The 20,450-nt window shown below is 67.0% G+C and carries 18 protein-coding genes and 3 pseudogenes; 4 read left to right on the forward strand and 17 right to left on the reverse strand.

Translation table 11 applies throughout. The features are described 5' to 3' along the window. Positions 1–2: 2 nt before the first annotated feature. The gene (gene rhlB, locus U5L98_RS11890) at positions 3–1,277 is read right to left on the reverse strand and encodes an ATP-dependent RNA helicase RhlB (RefSeq protein WP_322558503.1); all 1,275 of its coding nucleotides are present in this window, start codon (positions 1,275–1,277) and stop codon (positions 3–5) included. A 170-nt stretch (positions 1,278–1,447) separates the two neighbouring features. Between rhlB and U5L98_RS11895 the strand changes: the two genes are divergently transcribed. The 3 genes from U5L98_RS11895 to U5L98_RS11905 all read left to right on the forward strand — a co-directional run bounded on the left by U5L98_RS11895 (position 1,448) and on the right by U5L98_RS11905 (position 3,842). Then, complete coding sequence (locus U5L98_RS11895) at positions 1,448–1,699, forward strand: hypothetical protein (protein WP_322558504.1); 252 nt, start codon at positions 1,448–1,450, stop codon at positions 1,697–1,699. Between the two features lie 2 nt (positions 1,700–1,701). Continuing rightward, complete coding sequence (gene xthA, locus U5L98_RS11900; protein ID WP_322558505.1) at positions 1,702–2,529, forward strand: exodeoxyribonuclease III; 828 nt, start codon at positions 1,702–1,704, stop codon at positions 2,527–2,529. 98 nt (positions 2,530–2,627) lie between these two features. Beyond that, positions 2,628–3,842, forward strand: coding sequence for an iron-containing alcohol dehydrogenase (locus U5L98_RS11905; RefSeq protein WP_322558506.1), 1,215 nt, complete (start codon positions 2,628–2,630; stop codon positions 3,840–3,842). 93 nt (positions 3,843–3,935) lie between these two features. Here the strand turns inward: U5L98_RS11905 and U5L98_RS11910 are convergent, their stop codons facing one another. The 9 genes and pseudogenes from U5L98_RS11910 to U5L98_RS11950 form a co-directional block, all read right to left on the reverse strand. Next, entirely contained in the window at positions 3,936–5,045 is a 1,110-nt protein-coding gene (locus U5L98_RS11910; protein ID WP_322558507.1) for a hypothetical protein, read from the reverse strand. 19 nt (positions 5,046–5,064) lie between these two features. After that, positions 5,065–5,868, reverse strand: a complete 804-nt coding sequence (locus U5L98_RS11915) for a TonB family protein (protein ID WP_322558508.1) — start codon at positions 5,866–5,868, stop codon at positions 5,065–5,067. Further along, positions 5,865–6,275, reverse strand: coding sequence for a biopolymer transporter ExbD (locus tag U5L98_RS11920; protein ID WP_322558509.1), 411 nt, complete (start codon positions 6,273–6,275; stop codon positions 5,865–5,867). Before U5L98_RS11920 ends, U5L98_RS11915 begins: the two co-directional genes overlap by 4 nt. Then, positions 6,268–6,804 carry a MotA/TolQ/ExbB proton channel family protein gene (locus U5L98_RS11925; RefSeq protein WP_322558510.1) on the reverse strand — a complete coding sequence of 179 codons (537 nt, stop codon included), beginning with the start codon at positions 6,802–6,804 and terminating at the stop codon, positions 6,268–6,270. Before U5L98_RS11925 ends, U5L98_RS11920 begins: the two co-directional genes overlap by 8 nt. After that, positions 6,785–8,173, reverse strand: coding sequence for a MotA/TolQ/ExbB proton channel family protein (locus U5L98_RS11930; protein ID WP_322558511.1), 1,389 nt, complete (start codon positions 8,171–8,173; stop codon positions 6,785–6,787). The genes U5L98_RS11925 and U5L98_RS11930 overlap by 20 nt, the downstream gene beginning before the upstream one ends. Then, positions 8,170–8,976, reverse strand: a complete 807-nt coding sequence (locus U5L98_RS11935; protein WP_322558512.1) for a DUF3450 domain-containing protein — start codon at positions 8,974–8,976, stop codon at positions 8,170–8,172. The genes U5L98_RS11930 and U5L98_RS11935 overlap by 4 nt, the downstream gene beginning before the upstream one ends. A gap of 164 nt (positions 8,977–9,140) precedes the next feature. Next, positions 9,141–9,752 (reverse strand): superoxide dismutase, encoded by a 612-nt coding sequence (locus U5L98_RS11940; protein ID WP_322558513.1) that lies wholly within the window; start codon positions 9,750–9,752, stop codon positions 9,141–9,143. Positions 9,753–10,046: 294 nt separating this feature from the next. After that, positions 10,047–10,971, reverse strand: a pseudogene (locus U5L98_RS11945) (electron transfer flavoprotein subunit alpha/FixB family protein). Between the two features lie 29 nt (positions 10,972–11,000). Continuing rightward, a pseudogene (locus tag U5L98_RS11950) lies at positions 11,001–11,741 on the reverse strand (electron transfer flavoprotein subunit beta/FixA family protein); the annotation flags it as partial. A 355-nt stretch (positions 11,742–12,096) separates the two neighbouring features. Here U5L98_RS11950 and U5L98_RS11955 point away from each other — a divergent pair. Beyond that, positions 12,097–13,747: pseudogene (locus U5L98_RS11955) on the forward strand (electron transfer flavoprotein-ubiquinone oxidoreductase). A 99-nt stretch (positions 13,748–13,846) separates the two neighbouring features. Here U5L98_RS11955 and U5L98_RS11960 read toward each other — a convergent pair. The 7 genes from U5L98_RS11960 to tmk form a co-directional block, all read right to left on the reverse strand. Beyond that, positions 13,847–14,677 (reverse strand): sulfurtransferase, encoded by an 831-nt coding sequence (locus U5L98_RS11960; protein WP_322558514.1) that lies wholly within the window; start codon positions 14,675–14,677, stop codon positions 13,847–13,849. Beyond that, positions 14,674–16,902 (reverse strand): ATP-dependent helicase, encoded by a 2,229-nt coding sequence (locus U5L98_RS11965; protein WP_322558515.1) that lies wholly within the window; start codon positions 16,900–16,902, stop codon positions 14,674–14,676. The genes U5L98_RS11960 and U5L98_RS11965 overlap by 4 nt, the downstream gene beginning before the upstream one ends. Further along, positions 16,893–17,471 carry a DUF1285 domain-containing protein gene (locus U5L98_RS11970; protein ID WP_322558516.1) on the reverse strand — a complete coding sequence of 193 codons (579 nt, stop codon included), beginning with the start codon at positions 17,469–17,471 and terminating at the stop codon, positions 16,893–16,895. Before U5L98_RS11970 ends, U5L98_RS11965 begins: the two co-directional genes overlap by 10 nt. 33 nt (positions 17,472–17,504) lie before the next feature. After that, positions 17,505–18,350 (reverse strand): TatD family hydrolase, encoded by an 846-nt coding sequence (locus U5L98_RS11975; RefSeq protein WP_322558517.1) that lies wholly within the window; start codon positions 18,348–18,350, stop codon positions 17,505–17,507. Positions 18,351–18,412: 62 nt separating this feature from the next. Further along, positions 18,413–18,748, reverse strand: a complete 336-nt coding sequence (locus tag U5L98_RS11980; RefSeq protein WP_322558518.1) for a PilZ domain-containing protein — start codon at positions 18,746–18,748, stop codon at positions 18,413–18,415. Positions 18,749–18,777: 29 nt separating this feature from the next. Then, the gene (locus tag U5L98_RS11985; RefSeq protein WP_322558519.1) at positions 18,778–19,773 is read right to left on the reverse strand and encodes a DNA polymerase III subunit delta'; all 996 of its coding nucleotides are present in this window, start codon (positions 19,771–19,773) and stop codon (positions 18,778–18,780) included. Continuing rightward, complete coding sequence (gene tmk, locus U5L98_RS11990) at positions 19,766–20,440, reverse strand: dTMP kinase (protein ID WP_322558520.1); 675 nt, start codon at positions 20,438–20,440, stop codon at positions 19,766–19,768. The genes U5L98_RS11985 and tmk overlap by 8 nt, the downstream gene beginning before the upstream one ends. Positions 20,441–20,450: the final 10 nt, after the last annotated feature.

Consider the following 20,450-nt stretch of genomic DNA (forward strand, 5'->3'; position numbering starts at 1 on the left):
CGTCAGAGCAGGCCTTCCGGCGGATGTTCGCAGGGCAGCTTGTCGTTGATGTAGTTCTCGATCTCGGGCAGCGAGAAGGCATCCTCCTCTCCCACGAAGCTGATCGACACGCCCTTGGCGCCGGCGCGACCGGTGCGACCGATGCGGTGCACGTAGTCCTCCGGGTCTTCCGGCAGGGTGTAGTTGATCACGTGGCTGACATCCTCGATGTGAATGCCGCGCCCCGCCACATCGGTGGCCACCAGCACCTGGATCTGGCCCTCGCGGAACTTCTCGAGGGTCTCGATGCGCTGATTTTGAGGCACATCGCCTGAAAGCATGGCGGCATTGATACCGGCCTTACCAAGCAGATCATAAAGCTTGCGCACCAGGTCGCGGCGGTTGCCGAACACCATCACCCGGTCGAAGCTCTCCTGCTTGAGAAGATTGATCAACAGGCGCTGCTTGTCCTCATCGCCGACCAGGTAGACGCGCTGGTCGATGTCGGCGGCGTTATCGACGGTGACCTCGATGTCGACGTGGGCCGGCTCGTGGGTCCACTGACTGGCCAGGTTGAGAATGTCCTGGCTGAAGGTGGCCGAGAACAGGAAAGTCTGCCGCTGCTCCTTGTTCGGCGTATGGCGGATGATGCGCTTGACGTCGGGGATGAAGCCCATGGAGAGCATGCGGTCCGCCTCGTCCAGCACCAGGACTTCCACCTGGGTGAGGTCGGCATCGCGCTTCTCGTGAAAGTCCAGCAGTCGCCCCGGGGTGGCAACCAGGATGTCGAGCCTGTCGCCCAGTGCGTCGCGCTGCTTCTGGTAGTCCATGCCACCCACGACGCTGGCGACCTTGAGATCCGTGAAGCGGGCCAGGGCCTTGGCGTCCTTCTCGATCTGCAGTGCCAGCTCGCGGGTCGGAGCCACGATCAGCGCCCGCGGTGCTCCGGGCTTCTGGGCGTTGGGTGCCTCTTCCTCGAGAAAGTAGGCCATGATCGAGATCAGGAAGGCAGCGGTCTTGCCGGTGCCGGTCTGGGCCTTACCCACCACGTCACCGCCCAGCAGGGTCTGGGTCAGAGCCTCGGCCTGGATGGGTGTGCAGTATTCGAAACCCAGGGCATGGATGGCCCGCATCAGCGGCAGCGGCAAGTCGAAGTCATGGAAGCGCCACTTGCCCGCCACGACGGGAACCTGAAACTGGCGCAGATCCCAGTTCGACTGACGACGCCGCGGCTTGCGCCGACGGCGCTTGGGCTTGCGGTTCTGGGCCGGTGCTGTGGTCTGTTCCGACTCGCTCATAGGCTGTGCTGTCTTGTCCGTATCGGTGGATGAGATGCATGACGCAAACCAGCATTGTACCAGTCTCCGGCGACGAGGGCGCGCCCCTGACGCCTGCCAAACGGCTAGTCGCTGTCGGCGGACCCGCCGCGACTGGTAGAATGGCATTCATTCATGCAAGGAGTTGCATCATGACACGCCAAAAGAAGACCCGTTCGCTGGCCGACAAGGTGCAGATCCGCACCGGCAAGCGCAAGGATTTCAAGAAGTGGCGTCACGAGAATCCCGACCAGGTGACCTCGACGTCCCGCTTCTCCCAGAAGAAGCGCCAGCAGCGCAAACTGCAGGCGGCCCGCAAACAGGCCCGCCAGGAGTCGGGGCAGCCGATCGCCATTCATCCCGAGACGGCGGATAACGATTCCCCGCAACGGCAGGACGACTGACGATGCGCCTGGTCTCCTTCAACATCAACGGTATCCGTGCTCGCCTTCACCAGCTCGCCGCCCTGGTCGAGATGCATCACCCGGCGGTGATCGGCCTACAGGAAACCAAGGTCCAGGACAGTGAATTCCCCGTCGCGGCGGTAGAGGCCTTGGGGTATCGCGTCTTCTACCATGGCCAGAAGGGCCACTACGGCGTGGCGCTTATGATCGACACAGCACAGTGCGGCGACCCGGAGGCGACCTATCACGGTTTTCCCGATGATGGCGAGGAGACCCAGCGGCGCATGATCGGCGTACGCCTTCGCCCGAACGGTGGCAACCCCTTCACGGTATGGAACGGCTACTTCCCCCAGGGCGAGAACGTCGAGCATCCGGTGAAGTTTCCTCACAAGCGCGCCTTCTATGCACAGCTACAGCACCTGCTGGAGACGCAGCACCGTCCTGACGAGCGCCTGGCAGTGATGGGCGACTTCAACATCTCTCCCGAAGACAGCGACATCGGCATCGGCGAGGCCAACCGCAAGCGATGGCTGCGCGAAGGCAAGACCAGCTTCCAGCCGGTGGAGCGCGAGTGGCTCGCCGGCATCAAGGGCTGGGGCCTCACCGACAGCTACCGGGTGCGCTACCCGAGTACGGACGACCGTTTCAGCTGGTTCGATTATCGCTCCCGTGGCTTCGAGCGCGACCCGCGACGCGGCCTGCGCATCGACCACATCCTGGTCACCGCACCACTGGCCGAGAAGGTAGCGGACGCCGGCATCGACTACGACCTGCGTGGCATGGAAAAGCCTTCCGACCACGCGCCAGTTTGGACCGAACTCGACCTCTGAACCGAAACCGCTCAAGGCGTCGATAGGGTGACGATTGGCCCGGCCCGGAAGAGCCCCTTATAGTAGGTCTCCTGCTCGCCAACCGAGGGATCACCATAATGAAGGAAACGCCCTACCTCGAACGGCTCGGCGCCTTCCGCCTGTCGCCCCTTCCCGAGATCCAATTCGGACGCCAAGGCATCGAACGCCTGCCGGCGCTGATCGCCCGATACGGCCGTCGTATCTTGCTGGTCACCGGCCGGCGCTCCTTCGTCGACTCACCTCACTGGCCGGCCCTGCAGTCGGCGCTGGCCGAGCAGGAAGTGAGCTGGGCGCATGTCAGCGTGGCCGGCGAACCCTCGCCTCGCCTCGTCGATGAGATCGTGGCAGCGCAGCGCGAGGCAGGGATCGAGGCCGTGGTGGCCATCGGCGGCGGCAGCGCCCTGGATACCGGCAAGGCCGTGGCCGGCCTGCTGCGCAGCGGCACTTCGGTCATGGACCATCTCGAGGGGGTTGGCCAGGGGCTGCCCTACCCTGGCCCCAGCGTGCCACTGATTGCCGTACCCACCACCGCAGGCACCGGAAGTGAAGCCACCCGAAACGCGGTCCTCAGCGAACAGGGACCAGACGGCTTCAAGAAGTCGTTCCGTGATGACCAACTGGTGGCTCGGGTCGCCCTGGTCGACCCGGACCTGCTGGCTGGCTGCTCGTCGGACCAGTTGGCTGCCAACGGCATGGATGCCTTCACCCAGTTGCTTGAATCCTATGTCTCCATCAACGCCAGCCCGCCCACCGATGCATTGGCCTGGTCCGGCATGGAGGCCTTCTATCGGAGCTTCTGGACTGCACTGGAAGGCGGACACCGCGCCCCCGTAGATGGCTATCCGGGGCTCGCCTATGCCTCGCTGATGTCCGGCATTACTCTGGCGCAGGCAGGCCTGGGGTCGGTACACGGACTGGCATCGCCGCTGGGGGCCCTATTCCCGATCCCCCACGGCGTTGTGTGCGGCACCCTGCTGGCCGAGGCCACCGCCGTGAACATCGCGGCGCTGCGCGAATGCGAGGAAGCCTCGGAAGCCCTGCCCAAATATGCCCGCGTCGGCCGCCTGCTCGGCGAGGCACCGGACCTGAACGAGCGCGATGCCTGCGACGCCCTGGTGGTGACGCTACGGGAATGGACCCGCCGACTGGCGATGCCGCGACTGGGCGAATTCGGCATGACCGGCGACGACCTGGCTCGAGTGGTGGCCGACTCGCGGGGTGGCAGCATGAAGACCAACCCGCTGGTGCTCGGCGACCAGGCGCTGACCGCCCTGCTCGCCAGCCGCCTCTAAGAGCGAGAAGCCGCAACGGGGCTTCGAGCGCAGCACAGACCCTCCGCCTGTTCAGGTGGGCGCAATCGCCCGGCAAGCGGAGCGGCATCATGCCTATCTGCCTGTTTTCTGGGGCCCCAAGCCTGCCTGGAGGTCAGCGCCCCAGTCACTGTCCACGTCCCCTAGCTTGCCCCCTGCGGCGCCGAGGGCAAGCGTGGCGAGCTCGATGTCACCCCATGCATGGGCCAACTGGCCCAAGCGTAACCAATCGTCGCTGCTGCCGCTGCGCCTGGCCAGCGTTGTCCAGGCCTTGAGGGCGCGGTCGCGGTCGCGCGCCGCCTCCCAGGCCCGGGCCAGCAGGCGCCGGTGCGCCTCGCTGTCCTCCAGTTGCCCGGCGTCAAGGGCTTCCTCGAGGTACTCGGCGGCCCGTGCCGGGGTGCCGCCGGCCAGGTGCAGGCCGATCAGGCGGCGCAGGTCCTCGCTGCCCACGAGCACCCCGCGCCGCCAACCGGCCTCCCAGATCGCCGCGGCCTGGCCGGCATCGCCCAGCCGCTGCGCCAGGGCCGCGGCCTGCCGCCAGCGTTCGGGATCACCACTCGCCGCAAGCCCCTCGGTCAGCAACGACAACGCCTCGGCGTCGCGACCGGCACGACGCAGCACCGTCGTGGCCAGGGCCCGCTGGGCCACGCTTGGCTCCGGGGTAACGGCCAGGGCACGCTCCGTCCAGTCGGCGGCAGCTTCCCAGCGCTCCATTTCCGCCAGGGCGCGGGCCAGGCGCCAACGATCCCGCGGCTCACCCTCGTGGCGCCCCAGCCAGTCGGCCAGCAGTTCGATGCCGCGCTTGGTCTCGCCCGCAGCCAGGCGCAGTCGCGCCTCCTCGGCCTGCCAGCGATCGCGCTGGGCGGCCTCCACCCCAGGCGTCTCGCGGGCCGCGCGAAGATGCGCCGCGGCCGCCGCCGGGTCGTTGGAGCGCACCGCGGCGCCTGCGGCCAATTGCAGGTAGAGGGCCCGCGCCCAGCGGTCGGCGGCATTGCCCCCCGCAAGGCGTTCGGCCTGGTAAACCGTCCGCTGGCTTACCGCCTCGGTCTCGCCGGCCGCGAGCCGCTTCTGCAGGCGCTCCAGGTCGGCGATGAAGGCGCCCGGCAACGCCGGCGCCGCCGAGGCCGTGGGAGCCACGAGAAGCCAACCGGCGGCGGCCAGGGCGAAATGACGAAAATGCGACATGGACACTCTCCTTGGCCCGCTATCTCAGCTGAAATTCCAGGCGCTGCTGGGCCCGACGCAACCCGCTCGAGGGCTCGAAGCGCCAGCGCGCCACCGCCTGACGGGCGGCATCGTCGAAGACGTTGCGCGGCCGGGCGGAGGTCACGCGGATGCTCGAGGGGTCGACTCGACCGTCGGCTCCGATCACGAATTCCAGCTCCACATGGCCCTCCAGGCCACGACGCTGGGCCCGCGCCGGGTACTCAGGCGGCACCCGCTCGGTCGGCGCGACCCGGCCCACGTCCACCGGCTGGTTGCTGACGGGCTTGGCGCTGGCGTCCTGGAGGGAGGCCTCGGCAGGCTCCGTCGACGACTCGGCCGCCGGAGGGGCAGGCGACTCCGGCCGAGGTTCGGGGGATGGCACGGGTTCGGATTGTGGTGCTGGCTCCGGTTCCGGTTCAGGCGTCGGTTTCGGCTCCGGCTCGGGCTCGGGCTGAACCTCGCTGAGCTCCGGCAGAGTGATGTCAAGCTCCAGCGGCTCGGACTCTTCCGGCGGCAGCTCCGGCTCGGGCAACGCGATGGGACTCTGCGACGCCAGTACGAGCTCCGGCATCGGAGGCGGCGTCACCGGTTCCGGCGGGGCGACCTCGGCTACCGGCTCGGCCGCCTCGGGTTCAGGCTCGGGCTCTTGTTCAGATCGGGGCGCCTCGACGCTGGTCAGCGGTATGCTCATCTCCAGCACTTCGATCTCCGGCTCGGGCGGCGACACCAACAGCGCCAGCAGCCAGAACAGCAGCAGTGCCAGGGTCACGCCAGCCAGGACGGAAACGGGCACCCGGCTCATGGCGCGCCCCGGGTCGCGGCCACCGCGACCTGCTCCACGCCGGCCTCGCGAATGCGGTCCATGACCTCGATCAGCAGGCCGGTGGTTGCCTCACGATCGGCCTGGATCACCACCCCGCCATCGCCGCTGACCAGTGCGGCGACCGCGTCGCCGACGCGGTGGGCATCCACCGGCTGGCCGTCCACCCAGACGGCGCCCTCCGGGGTAATCGCCACCATTAGCTGGGCATCGGGCTGGGGACTGGCGGCACTGGACTCGGGCCGCTCGATCTCCACGCCGCTCTCCTTGATGAAGCTGGTGGTGACGATGAAGAAGATCAGCATGATGAAGACCACGTCCAGCATCGGGGTCAGGTTGATCTCCCCGGTATCGTCTCCCTCGGCGGCCAGGCTGCGGCGTCTACGCATGGGAATCCTCCACGGCGCGGGCCAGGCGATCATGCAACCGCTGGTCCTCGCGCCGGATGATCTGTTCCAGTCGGCTGGTGAACAGCAGGCCCACCACCGCCACGGCCATGCCGGCCAGGGTGGGCAGGGTGGCGCGCGCCACGCCGTCGGCCATGGCGCGGGCCTGACCGGTGTCGCTCAGCGCCAGGCTGTCGAAGACGGCGATCATGCCGGTGACGGTGCCCAGCAGGCCGAGCAGCGGGCAGAGCCCCACCAGCAGCTTCAGCCAGGGCAGCGGGCGCCGCAGGCGGGCGATCAGCTCCCGGGCCCACACCTCGCGCAGGGTCAGGGCGCTCCAGCTGAGGTGGTCATGGCGGGCCGTCCAGCGCGCGATGAGGGCGCGTCGGGCGCGGCGATAGGTGAGTCGGAAGAACAGTAAGCGCTCCAGCGCCAGGCTGAACAGCAGCGCCGCCACCAGGGCGATGCCCACCAGGATGGCCCCGCCGGCATCGACCAGCCGCGCCAGGGGCTCAAGCCAGAGCGGTAGCACGGCGCTCGCTCCCGGCTAGTGTCGGGGTGGCCTGGCGCTGCTCGAGGCTCTCGGCGAGGGCCGCGCTGGCCTGGCCCTCCATCACCCCGGCCAGGTGGCGGCTGCGCCCCGCCAGGGCGGTGTGGGCGAACAGCAGCGGCACCGCGGTGATCAGGCCCAGCACGGTGGTGACCAGCGCCTGGCTGATGCCGCCGGCCATCAGTTGGGGGTCGCCGGTGCCGAACACCGTGATGGCCTGGAAGGTGACGATCATGCCGGTGACCGTGCCCAGCAGGCCCAGCAAGGGCGCCACGGCGGCGAGCAGCTTGACCAGTGGCTGGCCGCGCTCGAGCCTGGGCAGCTCGGCCAGTACCGCCTCGTCGAGGCGCGCCTCCAGCGCCTCGGGCACCGGGTCCTCGGCGAGCGCCCGGAAGCGCATCAGCACGCGGCCCAGGGGGTTGTCCTCGCGCAGCCGGCTGAGGTCTCGCAACTGGCGACGCATCGCCACACTCACCTTCAGCAAGTAGGCGTACTGCAGCAGCGCCACCAGCAGGCCGATGGCGCCCAGTCCCACCACCACATAGCCCACGGCGCCCCCCTGGTAAAAGCGCTCCACCAGGCTGGGGCGCTGGGCCAGGGCATCGATGACCTCGCCCCAGGTGGGATCCAGAGCCAGGCGTTCGCCCTCCCCGGCCTGGAAGGCCGCGAGCAGCTCCGCCACCTCCGCCGGGGTGCGCGCCGCCGTGGAGAGCACGCCCTCCTCGGCACCGTGCTCTAGCAGCTGGCCTTCGCTGAAGGTGACCAGGTCGCCCAGGCGCACCACCTCACGGGCGCTGACCTCACCGTCGCCGCCGGCCACGGGCGCGTCGAAGGCGACCACCCGGCCGGTCTCCGCGGTCAGCGCCATCAGGGCATCGCCGAGCCCTTCCAGATACTCGGGCCGCAGCACCTCGGCATCGTCGAGGCGCGGCGGCAACTCGGCGCCGCCCAGCGTGATCCAGGTCTCCGCCAGGGCGTCACGCAGCTCGCCGCTGTGGCGTGCGATGGTCTCCAGCACCGCCGAAAGCTCATCTCCCTGCTCGGCTTGCCGGGCATCGAGGGTCTCGCGCAGGGCCTGCTGTTGCGCTTGTTGTTCCTCCAGCTCCGCGAGGCGCGCCTCGGCCTCGGCATTGGCCTCGCGGGCCTCCTCCAGGGTCGCCCGCAGGGCCTCTCGATCCTCGACGAGCTCGGCCAGGCGCGCCGCATCGCGGGCCTCGGCCGCCTCGCGTTCGGCGCGCAGGGTGGTCAAGGGGTCAGACTGGGCATGGGCGGGCAAGACGGTGACCGTCAGCACACCCATCACAAGCCCTGCCATGGCGCGACGCGCAACACGCGTCCAGGGATGAGTCATGAACTCGCCTCCGCGTCGGTGGTGGTATCTGTCCGCTCGAGCGGCCGGGAGACCGGCAGAGTCAACAGTTCCGGGGCCCGCTGGTCACGGGCGATGCGCAGGCCTAGGCGCAGCTCGGCACGCCCGGCCTCGTCGAGCACCTGCCAGCGCTGCTCGTCGGCAAGCCAGACGCCACCCTCGCGCCCGTCGGGGGTCAGATAATAGAGGCCCACCCGGCCCAGGCGCAGGAAGTCCACCTCGCGGCGGGCGCCCTCGTCATTCCCTTCATTCAGGATGCCGCGCCAGGCGTCGAGTTCCCGGCCATAGTCGAGCTCGGTGCGCCAGGCGGAAAGGATACGGTCCAGACGATCGGCGGCCGAGGCGTCGGGGTCGTCGAAGCCGGCCTCGAGACCCTCGGCGCGGGCCAGACGCTCCTCCTTCAGGAACGGCAGGTCACGTTCGACCCAGGCCTGCAGTCGCGAAACCAGCGCCTGCTCCAACGCGGGGAGCACCCTACGGGTCTCGACCAGGGTATCCAGGGCCGACTCGCGGCTGGCCAACTGCTCAGCCTGGCGATCGAGACGCGGTGCCAATGCGTCGCTGCGCGTCGCCAGGCGATGAGTCTCGTTCTCCAGGCGACGCAGTTCGGCCAACATCTCGCGGCTCTCAGCGTCGGCCGCATCGATGCGCGCCTGGAGTTCGGCCTGGCTGCGCTGGGCCTGGCTGGCCTCCTCGACCAGTGGCTCCTGCGCCTGGAGCAGGCCGAGGGACAGCAGTCCGAGGGCAATGCCGGCGGGCAGTTGTAAGCGAAAGGTCCTCACCATGGCTCTCCGTCGTGGTCCCGGGCAGGGCGCCCACCATGCCACTAATACGAACGATTATCAATGCATCATATTGCCCCGCAAACAGGTAGCCTACAAGCAGGTACTCTACACAGAAAAACCGCACCCTCTAGGGTGCGGTTTTTCTGGCGGGAAAAGGTCTAGCGTCAGGCTGTCGCGTTACGATAGCGGCTCTCGACGTCTTCCCAGTTGATCACATTAAAGAAGGCCTTCAAGTAGTCCGGACGCTTGTTCTGATACTTGAGATAATAGGCATGTTCCCACACGTCGACACCCAAAATCGGGGTGTGACCGTGACTGATCGGGCTGTCTTGGTTGAGGGTGTTCTCAACGACTAGTTTGCCATCGGGCTTGACGCTGAGCCATGCCCAACCACTGCCGAAACGGCCCAGGCCAGCCTTGGTCAGGGCTTCCTGGAAAGCTTCGTAACCGCCGAGTTCGCTGTCGATAGCGGAAGCCACCTTACCTTGGGGCTTGCCGCCGCCATTGGGAGACATCATCTGCCAGAACATGCTGTGATTGGAATGCCCACCAGCGTTGTTGATCACGGCCTGACGCTTGTCATCGGGCACACGATCCAGATTCGCGAGCAACTCATCTACCGGAACATCCTCCAGACCAGTACCTTCCAAGGCACCGTTGAGGTTATTGACGTAGGTCTGATGGTGCTTGGAATGGTGGATTTCCATGGTCAACGCATCGATATGCGGTTCCAGAGCATCGTAGGCATAGGGGAGGTCGGGAAGCGTATGTGCCATTGTGCGTTCTCCTTTTTTCGTGAACGATCATCCTCACCATAGCATGTCGGGACGCCATCGAGGGTTTTCAACCCCGGCGCGACGCGATGCCATGGCAGACGATGCCTGACGCGCTTAACCCATGTGGGTAACTCACCTGGCAGGTCTTCTACCAGGCCGCCGGTCATGGGCAGCGCGACCTGGAAGATCCCGAGCTTCTCTACAGCTTCTGCTCGAGTTCCGGCAGCACGTCGAACAGGTCTCCGACCAGGCCACTGACTGTCGAGAGCGCGACCTGGAAGATCCCGATCTTCATCACAGCTTCTGCTCGAGCTCCGGCAGCACGTCGAACAGGTCGCCGACCAACCCATAATCAGCGACTTGGAAGATCGGCGCCTCCTCGTCCTTGTTGATGGCGACGATCACCTTGGAGTCCTTCATGCCGGCCAGGTGCTGGATGGCCCCGGAGATGCCCACGGCAATGTAAAGATCTGGCGCAACGATCTTGCCGGTCTGGCCGACCTGCATGTCGTTGGGTACGAAGCCGGCGTCCACCGCGGCACGCGAGGCGCCGATGGCCGCTCCGAGCTTGTCGGCGATGCCGTCGAGCAACTTGAAGTTGTCGCCGTTGCCCATGCCGCGCCCGCCGGAGACCACCACCTTGGCCGCGGCCAGCTCGGGACGGTCGGACTGGGCCAGCTCCTCCTTGAGGAAGGTGGACTGGCTGTTGTCGGCGACGAAGTCGACCGCCTCGATGGTGGCGCTGCCGCCCTCACCGACCGCGTCGAAGCCGGTGGTGCGCACGGTGATCACCTTGAGCGCGTCCTCGCTCTGTACGGTGGCGATGGCGTTGCCGGCGTAGATGGGGCGCGCAAAGGTGTCGGCGGACTCCACGGCGATGATCTCGGAGAGCTGCGCCACGTCCTTGAGGGCGGCGACCCGGGGCATGACGTTCTTGCCGTTGGTGGAGGCCGCGGCCAGCACGTGGCTGTAGTCGCCGGCCAGTTCACTGATCAACGCGGCGGTGGGCTCGGCGAGCAGGTGGGCGTAGGCGGCATTGTCGGCCACCCGCACCTTGTTGACACCGTCGAGCTTGGCGGCGGCCTCGGCGATGTCGCCAACGCCTTCGCCGGCGACCAGCACGTCGATATCGCCGCCGATGTCTGCTTGGCCGCGGCCGACGACCACGTGAGCGGTGGCGCCGGCGAGGTCGCCGTCGTCGATGTTCGGCAAGTACAATGCCATGAGATCAGCTCCATTCAAAGCACCTTTGGCTTCGTTCTTGAGTTTGTCGATCAGCTCGTCCACCGAGCCCACCTTGACGCCGCCCTTGCGCTCGGCCGGCGGTTCGACCTTGAGCAGCTTGACCTTGGAGGCCACCTCGATGCCGAGATCCGCCGGGCTCTTGACGTCCATCGGCTTCTTCTTGGCCTTCATGATGTCGGGCAGCTTGGCGTAGCGCGGCTCGTTGAGGCGCAGGTCGGTGGTGACGATGGCGGGGAGCGAGAGCTCGAGGGTCTGCAGGCCGCCGTCGATCTCGCGGGTCACCTGGAGCTTGTCGTTCTCGATGACGACCTCCGAGGCGAAGGTGCCCTGCGGCAGGCCGGTCAGGGCGGCGAGCATCTGGCCGGTCTGGTTGTTGTCGGTATCGATGGCCTGCTTGCCCAGTATCACCAGGCCGGGCTGCTCTTCCTCGACCAGCTTGGCCAGCGCCTTGGCAGCACCCAGTGACTCGACGCGCTCGTCGGTCTGCACGTGAATGCCGCGGTCGGCACCCAGCGCCAGCGCGGTGCGCAGCTGCTCCTGGGCGGCCTTGGGGCCCACGGTGACGGCGACGATCTCGGTGGCCACGCCTTTCTCCTTCAAGCGCACCGCCTCTTCCACGGCGATCTCGCAGAAGGGGTTCATGGCCATCTTGACGTTGGTGAGGTCGACATCAGAGTTATCCGGCTTGACCCGGATCTTGACGTTATAGTCGACGACGCGTTTGACCGCGACGAGTACCTTCATAGTGTCCTCGCTTGGTTCACTGGATCGATCTTGGGAACGGTCACCGAGTGTCAAACGCCTGCTGGAACCGACTGCGTCCGCGTCTCATGCAAGCTTGATCGCGCAGCAGCGCTGCTCAATGTGCGCAAGCCGCGCATGATCGACAATCCCGGCAGCTGGGCGCATGCCAGCACATGCGCACTGCACATGCAGGGGGTGACCCATTGACGTATTATGCCTATCATGAAGCCATGGCTAGAAGCAAGCGACCGTTTGTGAGCAATCTTTCCGGTACGTCGGTACGACATCGCACGCGACCGACGTCGGGCATCAGCGAGGAGAGACCGAGGTGGAAGAGCAGGTGGAACGCGAATCCATGGAGTTTCGATGTGGTCATCGTCGGCGCCGGGCCTGCGGGGCTCTCGGCGGCCTGCCGCCTGATGCAGCAGGCGAACGAGGCCGACCAGGAGCTTACCGTGTGCGTGGTGGAGAAGGGCTCCGAGGTGGGTGCGCATATCCTCTCCGGGGCGATCTTCGAACCCCGGGCCCTGGACGAGCTGTTTCCCGACTGGGAGGCGCGCGGCGCCCCGCTGACCACGCCGGCAACCCGCGATGAGGTCTACCTCCTCAAGGATGCCGAGAAGGGCCAAAAGCTGCCCAATGCCCTGGTGCCGCCGTCCATGCATAACACCGGTGGTGACATGCCTCGCTATGTGATCAGCGCCGGCAACCTCTGCCGCTGGCTGGCCGAGCAGGCCGAGGCGCTGGGCGTGGAGATCTTCCCCGGCTTCGCCGCTCAGGAGACGATCATTGAAGACGGGGTGGTCAAGGGCATCCTGATCGGCGATATGGGGGTGGGCGCCGACGGCCAGCCCAAGGACAGCTACATGCCGGGCATGGAGCTGCGGGCCAAGTACACCCTGTTCGCCGAGGGCGCCCGCGGCCATCTGGGCAAGCGCCTGATCCAGGAGTACCGCCTCGACGCGGACACGGACCCGCAGCACTATGGCATCGGCCTCAAGGAGCTGTGGGACATTCCCGCCGAGCAGCATGAGCCCGGCCTGGTGCTGCACGGCTCCGGCTGGCCGCTGGACAAGCAGACCCACGGCGGCTGGTTCCTCTATCACGCCGAGGACCAGCAGGTGGTGGTCGGCCTGATCATGGACCTCTCCTACCAGAACCCCTGGCTGTCGCCCTTCGACGAGTTCCAGCGCATGAAGCACCACCCGGTGCTCAAGCAGCATCTGGACAATGGCAAGCGCGTTGCCTACGGCGCCCGTGCCATCACCAAGGGAGGCTTGAACTGCCTGCCGAAGATGACCTTCCCCGGTGGCCTGCTGATCGGCTGCGATGCCGGCACGCTCAACTTCGCCAAGATCAAGGGCCTGCACACCGCCATGAAGTCCGGCCTGGTGGCTGCGGAGAGCGTCTTCGAGGCGCTGAACGGTGGTGAAGAAGCGGCGGAGGGCGGCAAGGAGCTGACCGCCTTCACTGAGAAGTGGGAGGCCAGCTGGGCCTACGCCGAGCTCAAGGCGAGCGCCAGCTTCGGCCCGGCGCTCCACAAGTACGGCACCGTGGGCGGCGGCGCCTACAACTTCGCCAACCAGCTGCTCGGCGGCAAGCTGCCCAACCTCCACGACACCACCCCGGACCATGCCACGCTCAAGCCGGCCAAGGAGTGCGAGAAGATCGACTACCCGAAGCCGGACGGCAAGCTCTCCTTCGACAAGCTCTCCTCGGTGTTCCTGTCGAACACCAACCATGAGGAGGATCAGCCGTGCCACCTGAAACTGACTGACCCGGGGGTGCCGATCCGCGACAACCTGCCCGAGTTCGACGAGCCGGCACAGCGTTACTGTCCGGCCGCGGTCTACGAGGTCATCGAGGGTGACGATGGCAAGCCGCAGTTCCAGATCAACTTCCAGAACTGTGTGCACTGCAAGACCTGCGACATCAAGGATCCGGCCCAGAACATCACCTGGGTGGCGCCGGAAGGCGGCGGCGGGCCGAACTATCCCAATATGTGAGGAGCAAGGAGCAAGACAGGATGCCCCCTCGCTGCGAGCTACAAGGAGTTTCCTTGTAGCTCGTTTTTCATGGCTTGCAGCTCCGGGCGTAACCCGGGGTCAGTCACCGGTCGCCACCGGCCGAGAGGGATCGCGGATCCACTCGCTCCAGGAGCCGGGGTAGAGCCTCGGCAGGGGTCGTCCGGCTACCGCATAGGCAAGGATGGTGTGGCAAGCGGTGACCCCGGAGCCGCAGTAGGCGATCAGCGATTCGGCCTCGGGCAACTCGGACGCCAGTTCCTCGGCAGACTTGAAGTGACCGTCACCGGCGAGGTTGTCGGCACTGGGGCGGCACACGGCATCGGGGATATGGCCCGCAACCGGATCGATGGGCTCTGACTCGCCTCGGAAGCGCTCTCTGGATCGGGCATCGACCTTGAGCGCGGAGTCCGCCAGCACCTCGTCAATCGAAATATGGCTCTGGTCACGGTAGACCGGTTGCCAGTCGGAGCCTGCTGGCAAGGCCTCGGGGTCACCGTCCTCCTGCAGCTCGCCACCCGCCGCCAGCCAGGCCTTGAGGCCACCATCCAAGACACGCACGTCGGGATGACCCGCCCAGCAGGCGAGCATCCACCAGGCCCGCGCTGCTGCGAGTTGGCCACCCATGTCGTCATAGACCACCACCGGCTGTTCCGGCGTGATACCCAGGCCCTGGACCACCGCCGTGAAGGCCGCTGGCGTCGGCAGCGGATGCCGTCCGCCCTGCCCTGGGGACCCGGCCAGATCCCAATCCAGGTCGAGGTGGTAACTGCCCGGCAGGTGGGCCTCCCACCACAGCCGGCGGCCCGCATCGGGCTCACCCAACCGGGCGCGACAATCCAGGACCCGGGGCGGATAGGCACCTTCCAGGGCATCGGCCAACGCGGTGGCCGTGATCAGCGGGTGTGTCATGCGTCGACTCCCTCAAGCAGTTCGATGGGGGCTAGACAGGCGATCAGGCGTCGCCGCCCGGCGTGATGGAAGCTGACCTCGATCACCGGGTTGGCGGGGTCGCCCTCCACCACGCTGATCTGGCCTTCGCCAAATACTGCATGTCGCACGGCCTGGCCGACCCGGAAATCCTCTGCCCGAGACTCGGAGGGTGCGTCCTGGGCGGTCGGAACCCCCACCACCGGTAACGCGTGGCCCAGCGCGGCCAGATATCGCCGCACAAGCTCGGGATCAGCGACTGCCAGAGGGCTTTCAGCCTCGCACACCTCGCCCGCTTGCGTCCCGTCAAGCCGGTGGGCCACCCGTTGGCCATCCTCCCAGGCGGTTTCGGCGATGAAGCGGCTGGGCCGATGGTCACCGCCGTCATGAAGCAGCACCAGTCGCTCTCGCGCTCGGGTGATGGCCACGTAGAAGAGCCTCCGCTCCTCTTCCAGACGTGCCGGAGTCAGGGGGTTGTCGCGGGTGTAATGAGGAAAGTCCTCCTCGTTGGTCCCCGCGAGCAGGACCAGCGGCCACTCCAGACCCTTGGCACCATGCACCGTGCTGATCAACACCCCGTCTTCACGGTTCTCCACCGGCCGCGACAGCAGTTCGATGAAGGCCACGGTATCGTTGCCCAATTCGCCGGCCTGCTCGATCAGCACGTCGAGCAGGCGCACATCTTCCTCGCCTTTGTCACGACGGGCGGCGGCACGCTTGAGCACCTTTTCGGCCTCCACGGCCTCTACCACGTGTTCGAGCAGTCGCGCGGGCGGCCAGGACGACCGCCGAGGCAGTTCACAAAGCAGTGCCCAACGCTTCTTGAGAGTCCGCTGTTGATGGGGCTTCAAGCCATCGAGCAGCGGGTCGTGACGCTCCGGCCAGCGTTGAGTCTCGGCCAGCCGGTTGGCCAGTGCACGAATCCGCTCCCGGGCCACGAAGGGAGTGGGCTGGGACAGCAGCATCGCCAGGTGCCCTGGATCTTTGAGCCGGTGAGGCTCGACGGCGACGCGCAGATATCCGGCAAGGGCTTCGACAAGCGGCAGGCGGAAGACGAAGCGATCCTCCCGGGCCAGGCGGAAGGGGATACCCTCACGGAGCAGTGCCAACTGCAACGGCACCGACAGCGCCCAGCTGCGTACCAGCAGACAGGCCTCATCCAGCCCGCGAGACCGGCGACGCCAGCCGTCGAGTTCGACCAGCAGCCCCTGGCTGCCCTGCCCCACGGCCAGGCGGGTTGCGGGATTGCCCGGCGCCGCCAGGCAGAGCTGGTCGGGACGCCGACGATTGGCGGCAATGGCATGGTTGGCGGAGAGTGCCAGTGCGTGGCCATGCCGGAAGGTGGTCGAGAGCGGATAGTCGCGGGCCGCTCCGAAGGTGGCGGTGAAATTCTCCAGCATGGTGTCGGGGTGCGCCCCCCGCCACTCGTAGATGCACTGGTTGGCATCGCCCACCGCCATGACCTCGGCATCGCGTCCGGCGAGCAGCGCCAGCAGCCGCTGCTGCGCGGTGTTGATGTCCTGGTACTCGTCGATGACCACGTGATCGAGGAAACCCTGAACCCGGCCACGCAGCCCGGCATCCGCCTCCAGGGCCAGCAGCGGACGATAGAGCAGATCGGCGAAGGTCATCAGACCCTGGTCGGCAAGCAGCCGTTCGGCATGCTCGAAGGCTGGCACGAAGTGGCCGGTCTCCTCGCCGAAGTCGAGCTGGCGGTGGAGCTCGGCAGGCGAGGCCATCTCGGCCTTTACCAGCCCGCAGAAGTGGGCCAGCGCCTCGAGGCGCTCTGCCTCGAGTGCCGACTCGCGCGCCTCGGGTACCTCGCCCAGGGCAGCCAGCGTAGCCTGACGCAGCAGTCGCTCGAGCTGCCAATCGGCCGTCAGCAGCTGGCGCGGCGCGAGCACTCCCCAGCGGGTCAGGCTACCGGTCAGCCGGTGGCCTAGGGAGTGGAAGGTACGCACGTCGGGCAGCGCCTGACCGGCTGGCGCCATCTCGGCGAGGCGGGCCTGGAAGTCTTCCCGAGCCGAACGGTTGAACATCAGTACCAGAATCCGTGCCGGAGGGACGCCCCGTGCAAGCAGATGCAGCACCCGGGCGACCATGGTCGTGGTCTTGCCGGCGCCGGCTACCGCCGCGACTCGCGCGTGCCCCCGTTCGTGAGCGACCACGGCGCGCTGCTCGGAAGTCAACTGACGGATCAGCGACATGGCGTCTCGCCATCTCGCCGCGAGTCCGCATCAAGCCGCCCCAAAGGCTGCCAGATGCCCTCGCTGGTCAGGCCCAGCTCGAGGACGCCTTCTTCAAGCTCGCGCGTCTCGGCCTGCTCCACCAGGCGGTAGTAGACGTTGCGCCCCAGCCGCGCAGAGAGCCCGAAGCGCACGGGGACCTCCGGCACCGTCTCGCCGGCCGGGGTCTCGCTGAGCATCAACCGATGGGCCTCGCCAAGCGCCAGGCGGTCGCCGACATTGGTGGTCAGCCACCACTGGCCGTCTTCCTCACGATCGGCATCCACCACCAGGAAGGGCCGATCCTCGACCCGAATACGCTGGCTCTCGACCGGCGTCACCAGCACGTAGTCGCCATCCGGTTCGCGGCGCAGGATGGTCGAGAGCAGCCGCACCAACCGCGGCCGGGTAATGGGCGCACCCTCATGTATCCAGCGCCCGTCAGCGGCGATGGTGAGATCCATCTCCCCCTGTTGTTCGGGATGCCAGCGATCCACGGGCGGGACTTCGCCGTCGGGATCGATCTGGGCCAGCAGTGGATCGAGTTGCATGATACGGCCCTCCGAGGGATGCATCCTTCGAGTCTAGACCAGCCCGGCGGAGCGCAGAGCCTCGCGCACGTCCGCCGGCGCTTCGGGCGCAGCGGCGCGGAACAGCCGGTAGAAGTTGGCCGTGGTCTGGGCCGCGACTTCCTCGACACTGATGCCACGCTCGACGGCGATGCACTCGGCCACCTCGACTACCCAGGCCGGCTCGTTGGGCTTGCCCCGATGCGGTACCGGCGCCAGGTAGGGGCTGTCGGTCTCGATCAGCAGCCGGTCCAGCGGCAGACGTCGTGCCAGATTGCGAAGCGATTCTGCGTTGCGAAAGGTGACGATGCCGGACAGCGAGATATAAAAGCCATGGCGTACCGCTTCGCGGGCCATGTCCAGATCCTCGGTGAAGCAGTGCAGTACGCCGCCCACCGCCGGATCAATATGCTCGCGAATCAGCGCCAGAGTGTCATCCCGCGCCTCACGGGTATGGACGATCACCGGCAACTCGAGTTCGCTTGCGGCAACCAGCTGGCGCCGGAACCGCTCTCGCTGCACCTCCCGGGAAGGCACGCTGTCAGGTGCCTTGTCGAGATAGTGGTAGTCCAGACCACATTCACCGATGGCCACGGCGCCGAAGCTGCCGGCTGCCTCCTTGATCTCCCCGACGCCCGGCTCCTCGGCCACGTGGTGCAACGGATGAACACCGGCGGAGATCACCACGTCATCATGGGCCCGAGAGATTTCGGCAAGGACCGGCATGTCCTCCAGGGTCACGGCGATGGCCAGGAACTGGCGTACGTCCCTGGCGCGAGCGGCATCGAGGGCGGCACTGAGGTCACCGCCGTGAGATTCGGGGGCGAGACGATCGAGATGGCAGTGGGAGTCGACAAACATTCAGAACACAACCGATGTAAAAGAGTGGGCATTGGAGGCTTGGCGCTTGGCGCTTGGCGCTCTCAGAGCGTATAGGTAGGGGCTCCCTTGTCGAGTTGGCCGGCCAGCAGGGTCTCGATGCGATCCCGCACGGCCTGGTCCTCGGCGCTGAAGTGGATGCCGATGCCTGGAACGCGTCGCCCGGCCACGCCCTCGGGCGAGACCCAGACCACCTGGCCGGTGACCGGAACCCGCTCGGTATCGCCCGGCAACATGAGCAGCAGGAAGACCTCCTGGCCCAGCTCGTAGCGCTCGCGGGTGGGCACGAAGATACCGCCACGCTCCAGCACGGGCATATAGGCCGATAACAGAGTCGAGACATCCTGAATCGTCAGGGAGAGCGCTTTCTGTGCGGCCATGAAGCCTCCTCAGTCAAGGGCACAACGGTTCAAGAGCGCAGCAGCGTGGACCAGCGCACCAGCCAGGCTTCGAGAGCTAACTGGGGATTGGGGTTGCCGCCCTCGGCCAGAAGGCGACGCTGCTCGCGGGCATAGTCCAGCAGGCGGAACCAGTCACGTACCCGGGCATTCTTGACCGCCTGGCGATAGAGTACCAGCAGGTCGGGGTTGCGCAGCTCACGGGGGTCGCCCGAGAGCCCCAGGCGAATCAGGTCCTCGAGCCAGGCAATACCGTACCACAGGATGGCGTCGATGGACTGACGCTCCAGGCGGGCCGCCTCGGCCACCGGTTCGGCACCCCTGACCAGCGCCTCGAAGGTATCGAGGAGCTGATGGCGCAACGCCCGTGATTCCGGTTCGGCGAGCTCCAGCGCCCGTAACGGCAGCCCACCCGCGGCCCGGTACCAGAAGTGAACCTCTTCCTCGCCGCCCAGGCGCTCCGCCAACCAGCCACGGCAATCGATCTCGGCCGGTATCGCCAGACTCCAGTGCTGGCAGCGTGAGCGGATGGTGGGCAGCAGACGCGATGGAATGTCGGCGAGCAGGATGAACAGCGTCCGGGAACCGGGCTCCTCCAGGCCCTTGAGCAGCGCATTGGAGGCCGCCACGTTCATGGCCTCGGCGGGCGAGATCACGATCACGCGATACCCCCCCTGCTGGGCCGTCTGGGAGACAAAGGCATTGACCTCACGGACAGGCCCGATGCGGATCTGTCGCTTGCCCTCCTCAGGGGCCACGCGCAGCAGGTCCGGATGGTAGCCCGAGGCCAGCATATGGCAGGCATGGCAGTGACCACAGGCGACCTCACCCGGCGAGGCGCAGAGGGTCCTTGCCACCAGGGCCTCGGCCAACGACTGCTTGCCGATACCATGAGCCCCCGAGATCAGCAGCGCATGGGGCAGTCGCCCGCTATCGGCCAGGCGCACCAGTTCCTGCCAACGCGATTGCAGCCAAGGCAATGGGCGGGGGACCTCGACCTCACTCATGTGTCCAGGCCATCCATCGTTCGTCCAGCCGTGCCAGCAGTTCGGCCTGGACCTCCGCCAGGCCGGCGCCGGCAGCGATCACCACCATGCGACCGGGATCCGCCTCGGCACGGGCGAGGTAAGCCCGGCGTACGGCTTCGAAGAAGGCGCCGCGTTCTCGCTCGAAGCGGTCACGCTCGCCGCCCTGCCCCTGGAGGCGCCCGTCGAGCCGCCGCTGGGCCTCGGCCATGGGCATGTCCAGCAGCAGCGTCAGGTCGGGCTCGAGGCCCTGCTGGACGAAGGCTTCGAGCTGGGCGATGCGGGCCGCCTCGATGCCACGCCCGCCGCCCTGATAGGCATAGGTGGCATCGGTGAAGCGGTCACAGACTACCCAGGCGCCACGCGCCAGCGCCGGGCGGATAACTCTAGCCAGATGCTGGGCCCGGGCGGCGAATACCAGCAGCAGCTCGGCATCCGGATCGAGAGGCTCCTCGCCGGCAGGGTCGAGCAGCAGGCGGCGCATTGCCTCGGCACGTGGCGTTCCGCCGGGCTCGCGGGTCGCCACTACCTCTTGGCCGCGAGCCCGAAGGTGGTCAACCACCATCGCCAGGTTGGTGGATTTGCCCACTCCCTCCCCACCTTCCAGGGTGATAAAGCGTCCTCTGGATATTGTCCGCTCGTCAGACATGCGCTCTCCG

Origin of the sequence: Halomonas sp., from assembly GCF_034520545.1 — a bacterium.
Taxonomy (GTDB): domain Bacteria; phylum Pseudomonadota; class Gammaproteobacteria; order Pseudomonadales; family Halomonadaceae; genus Halomonas.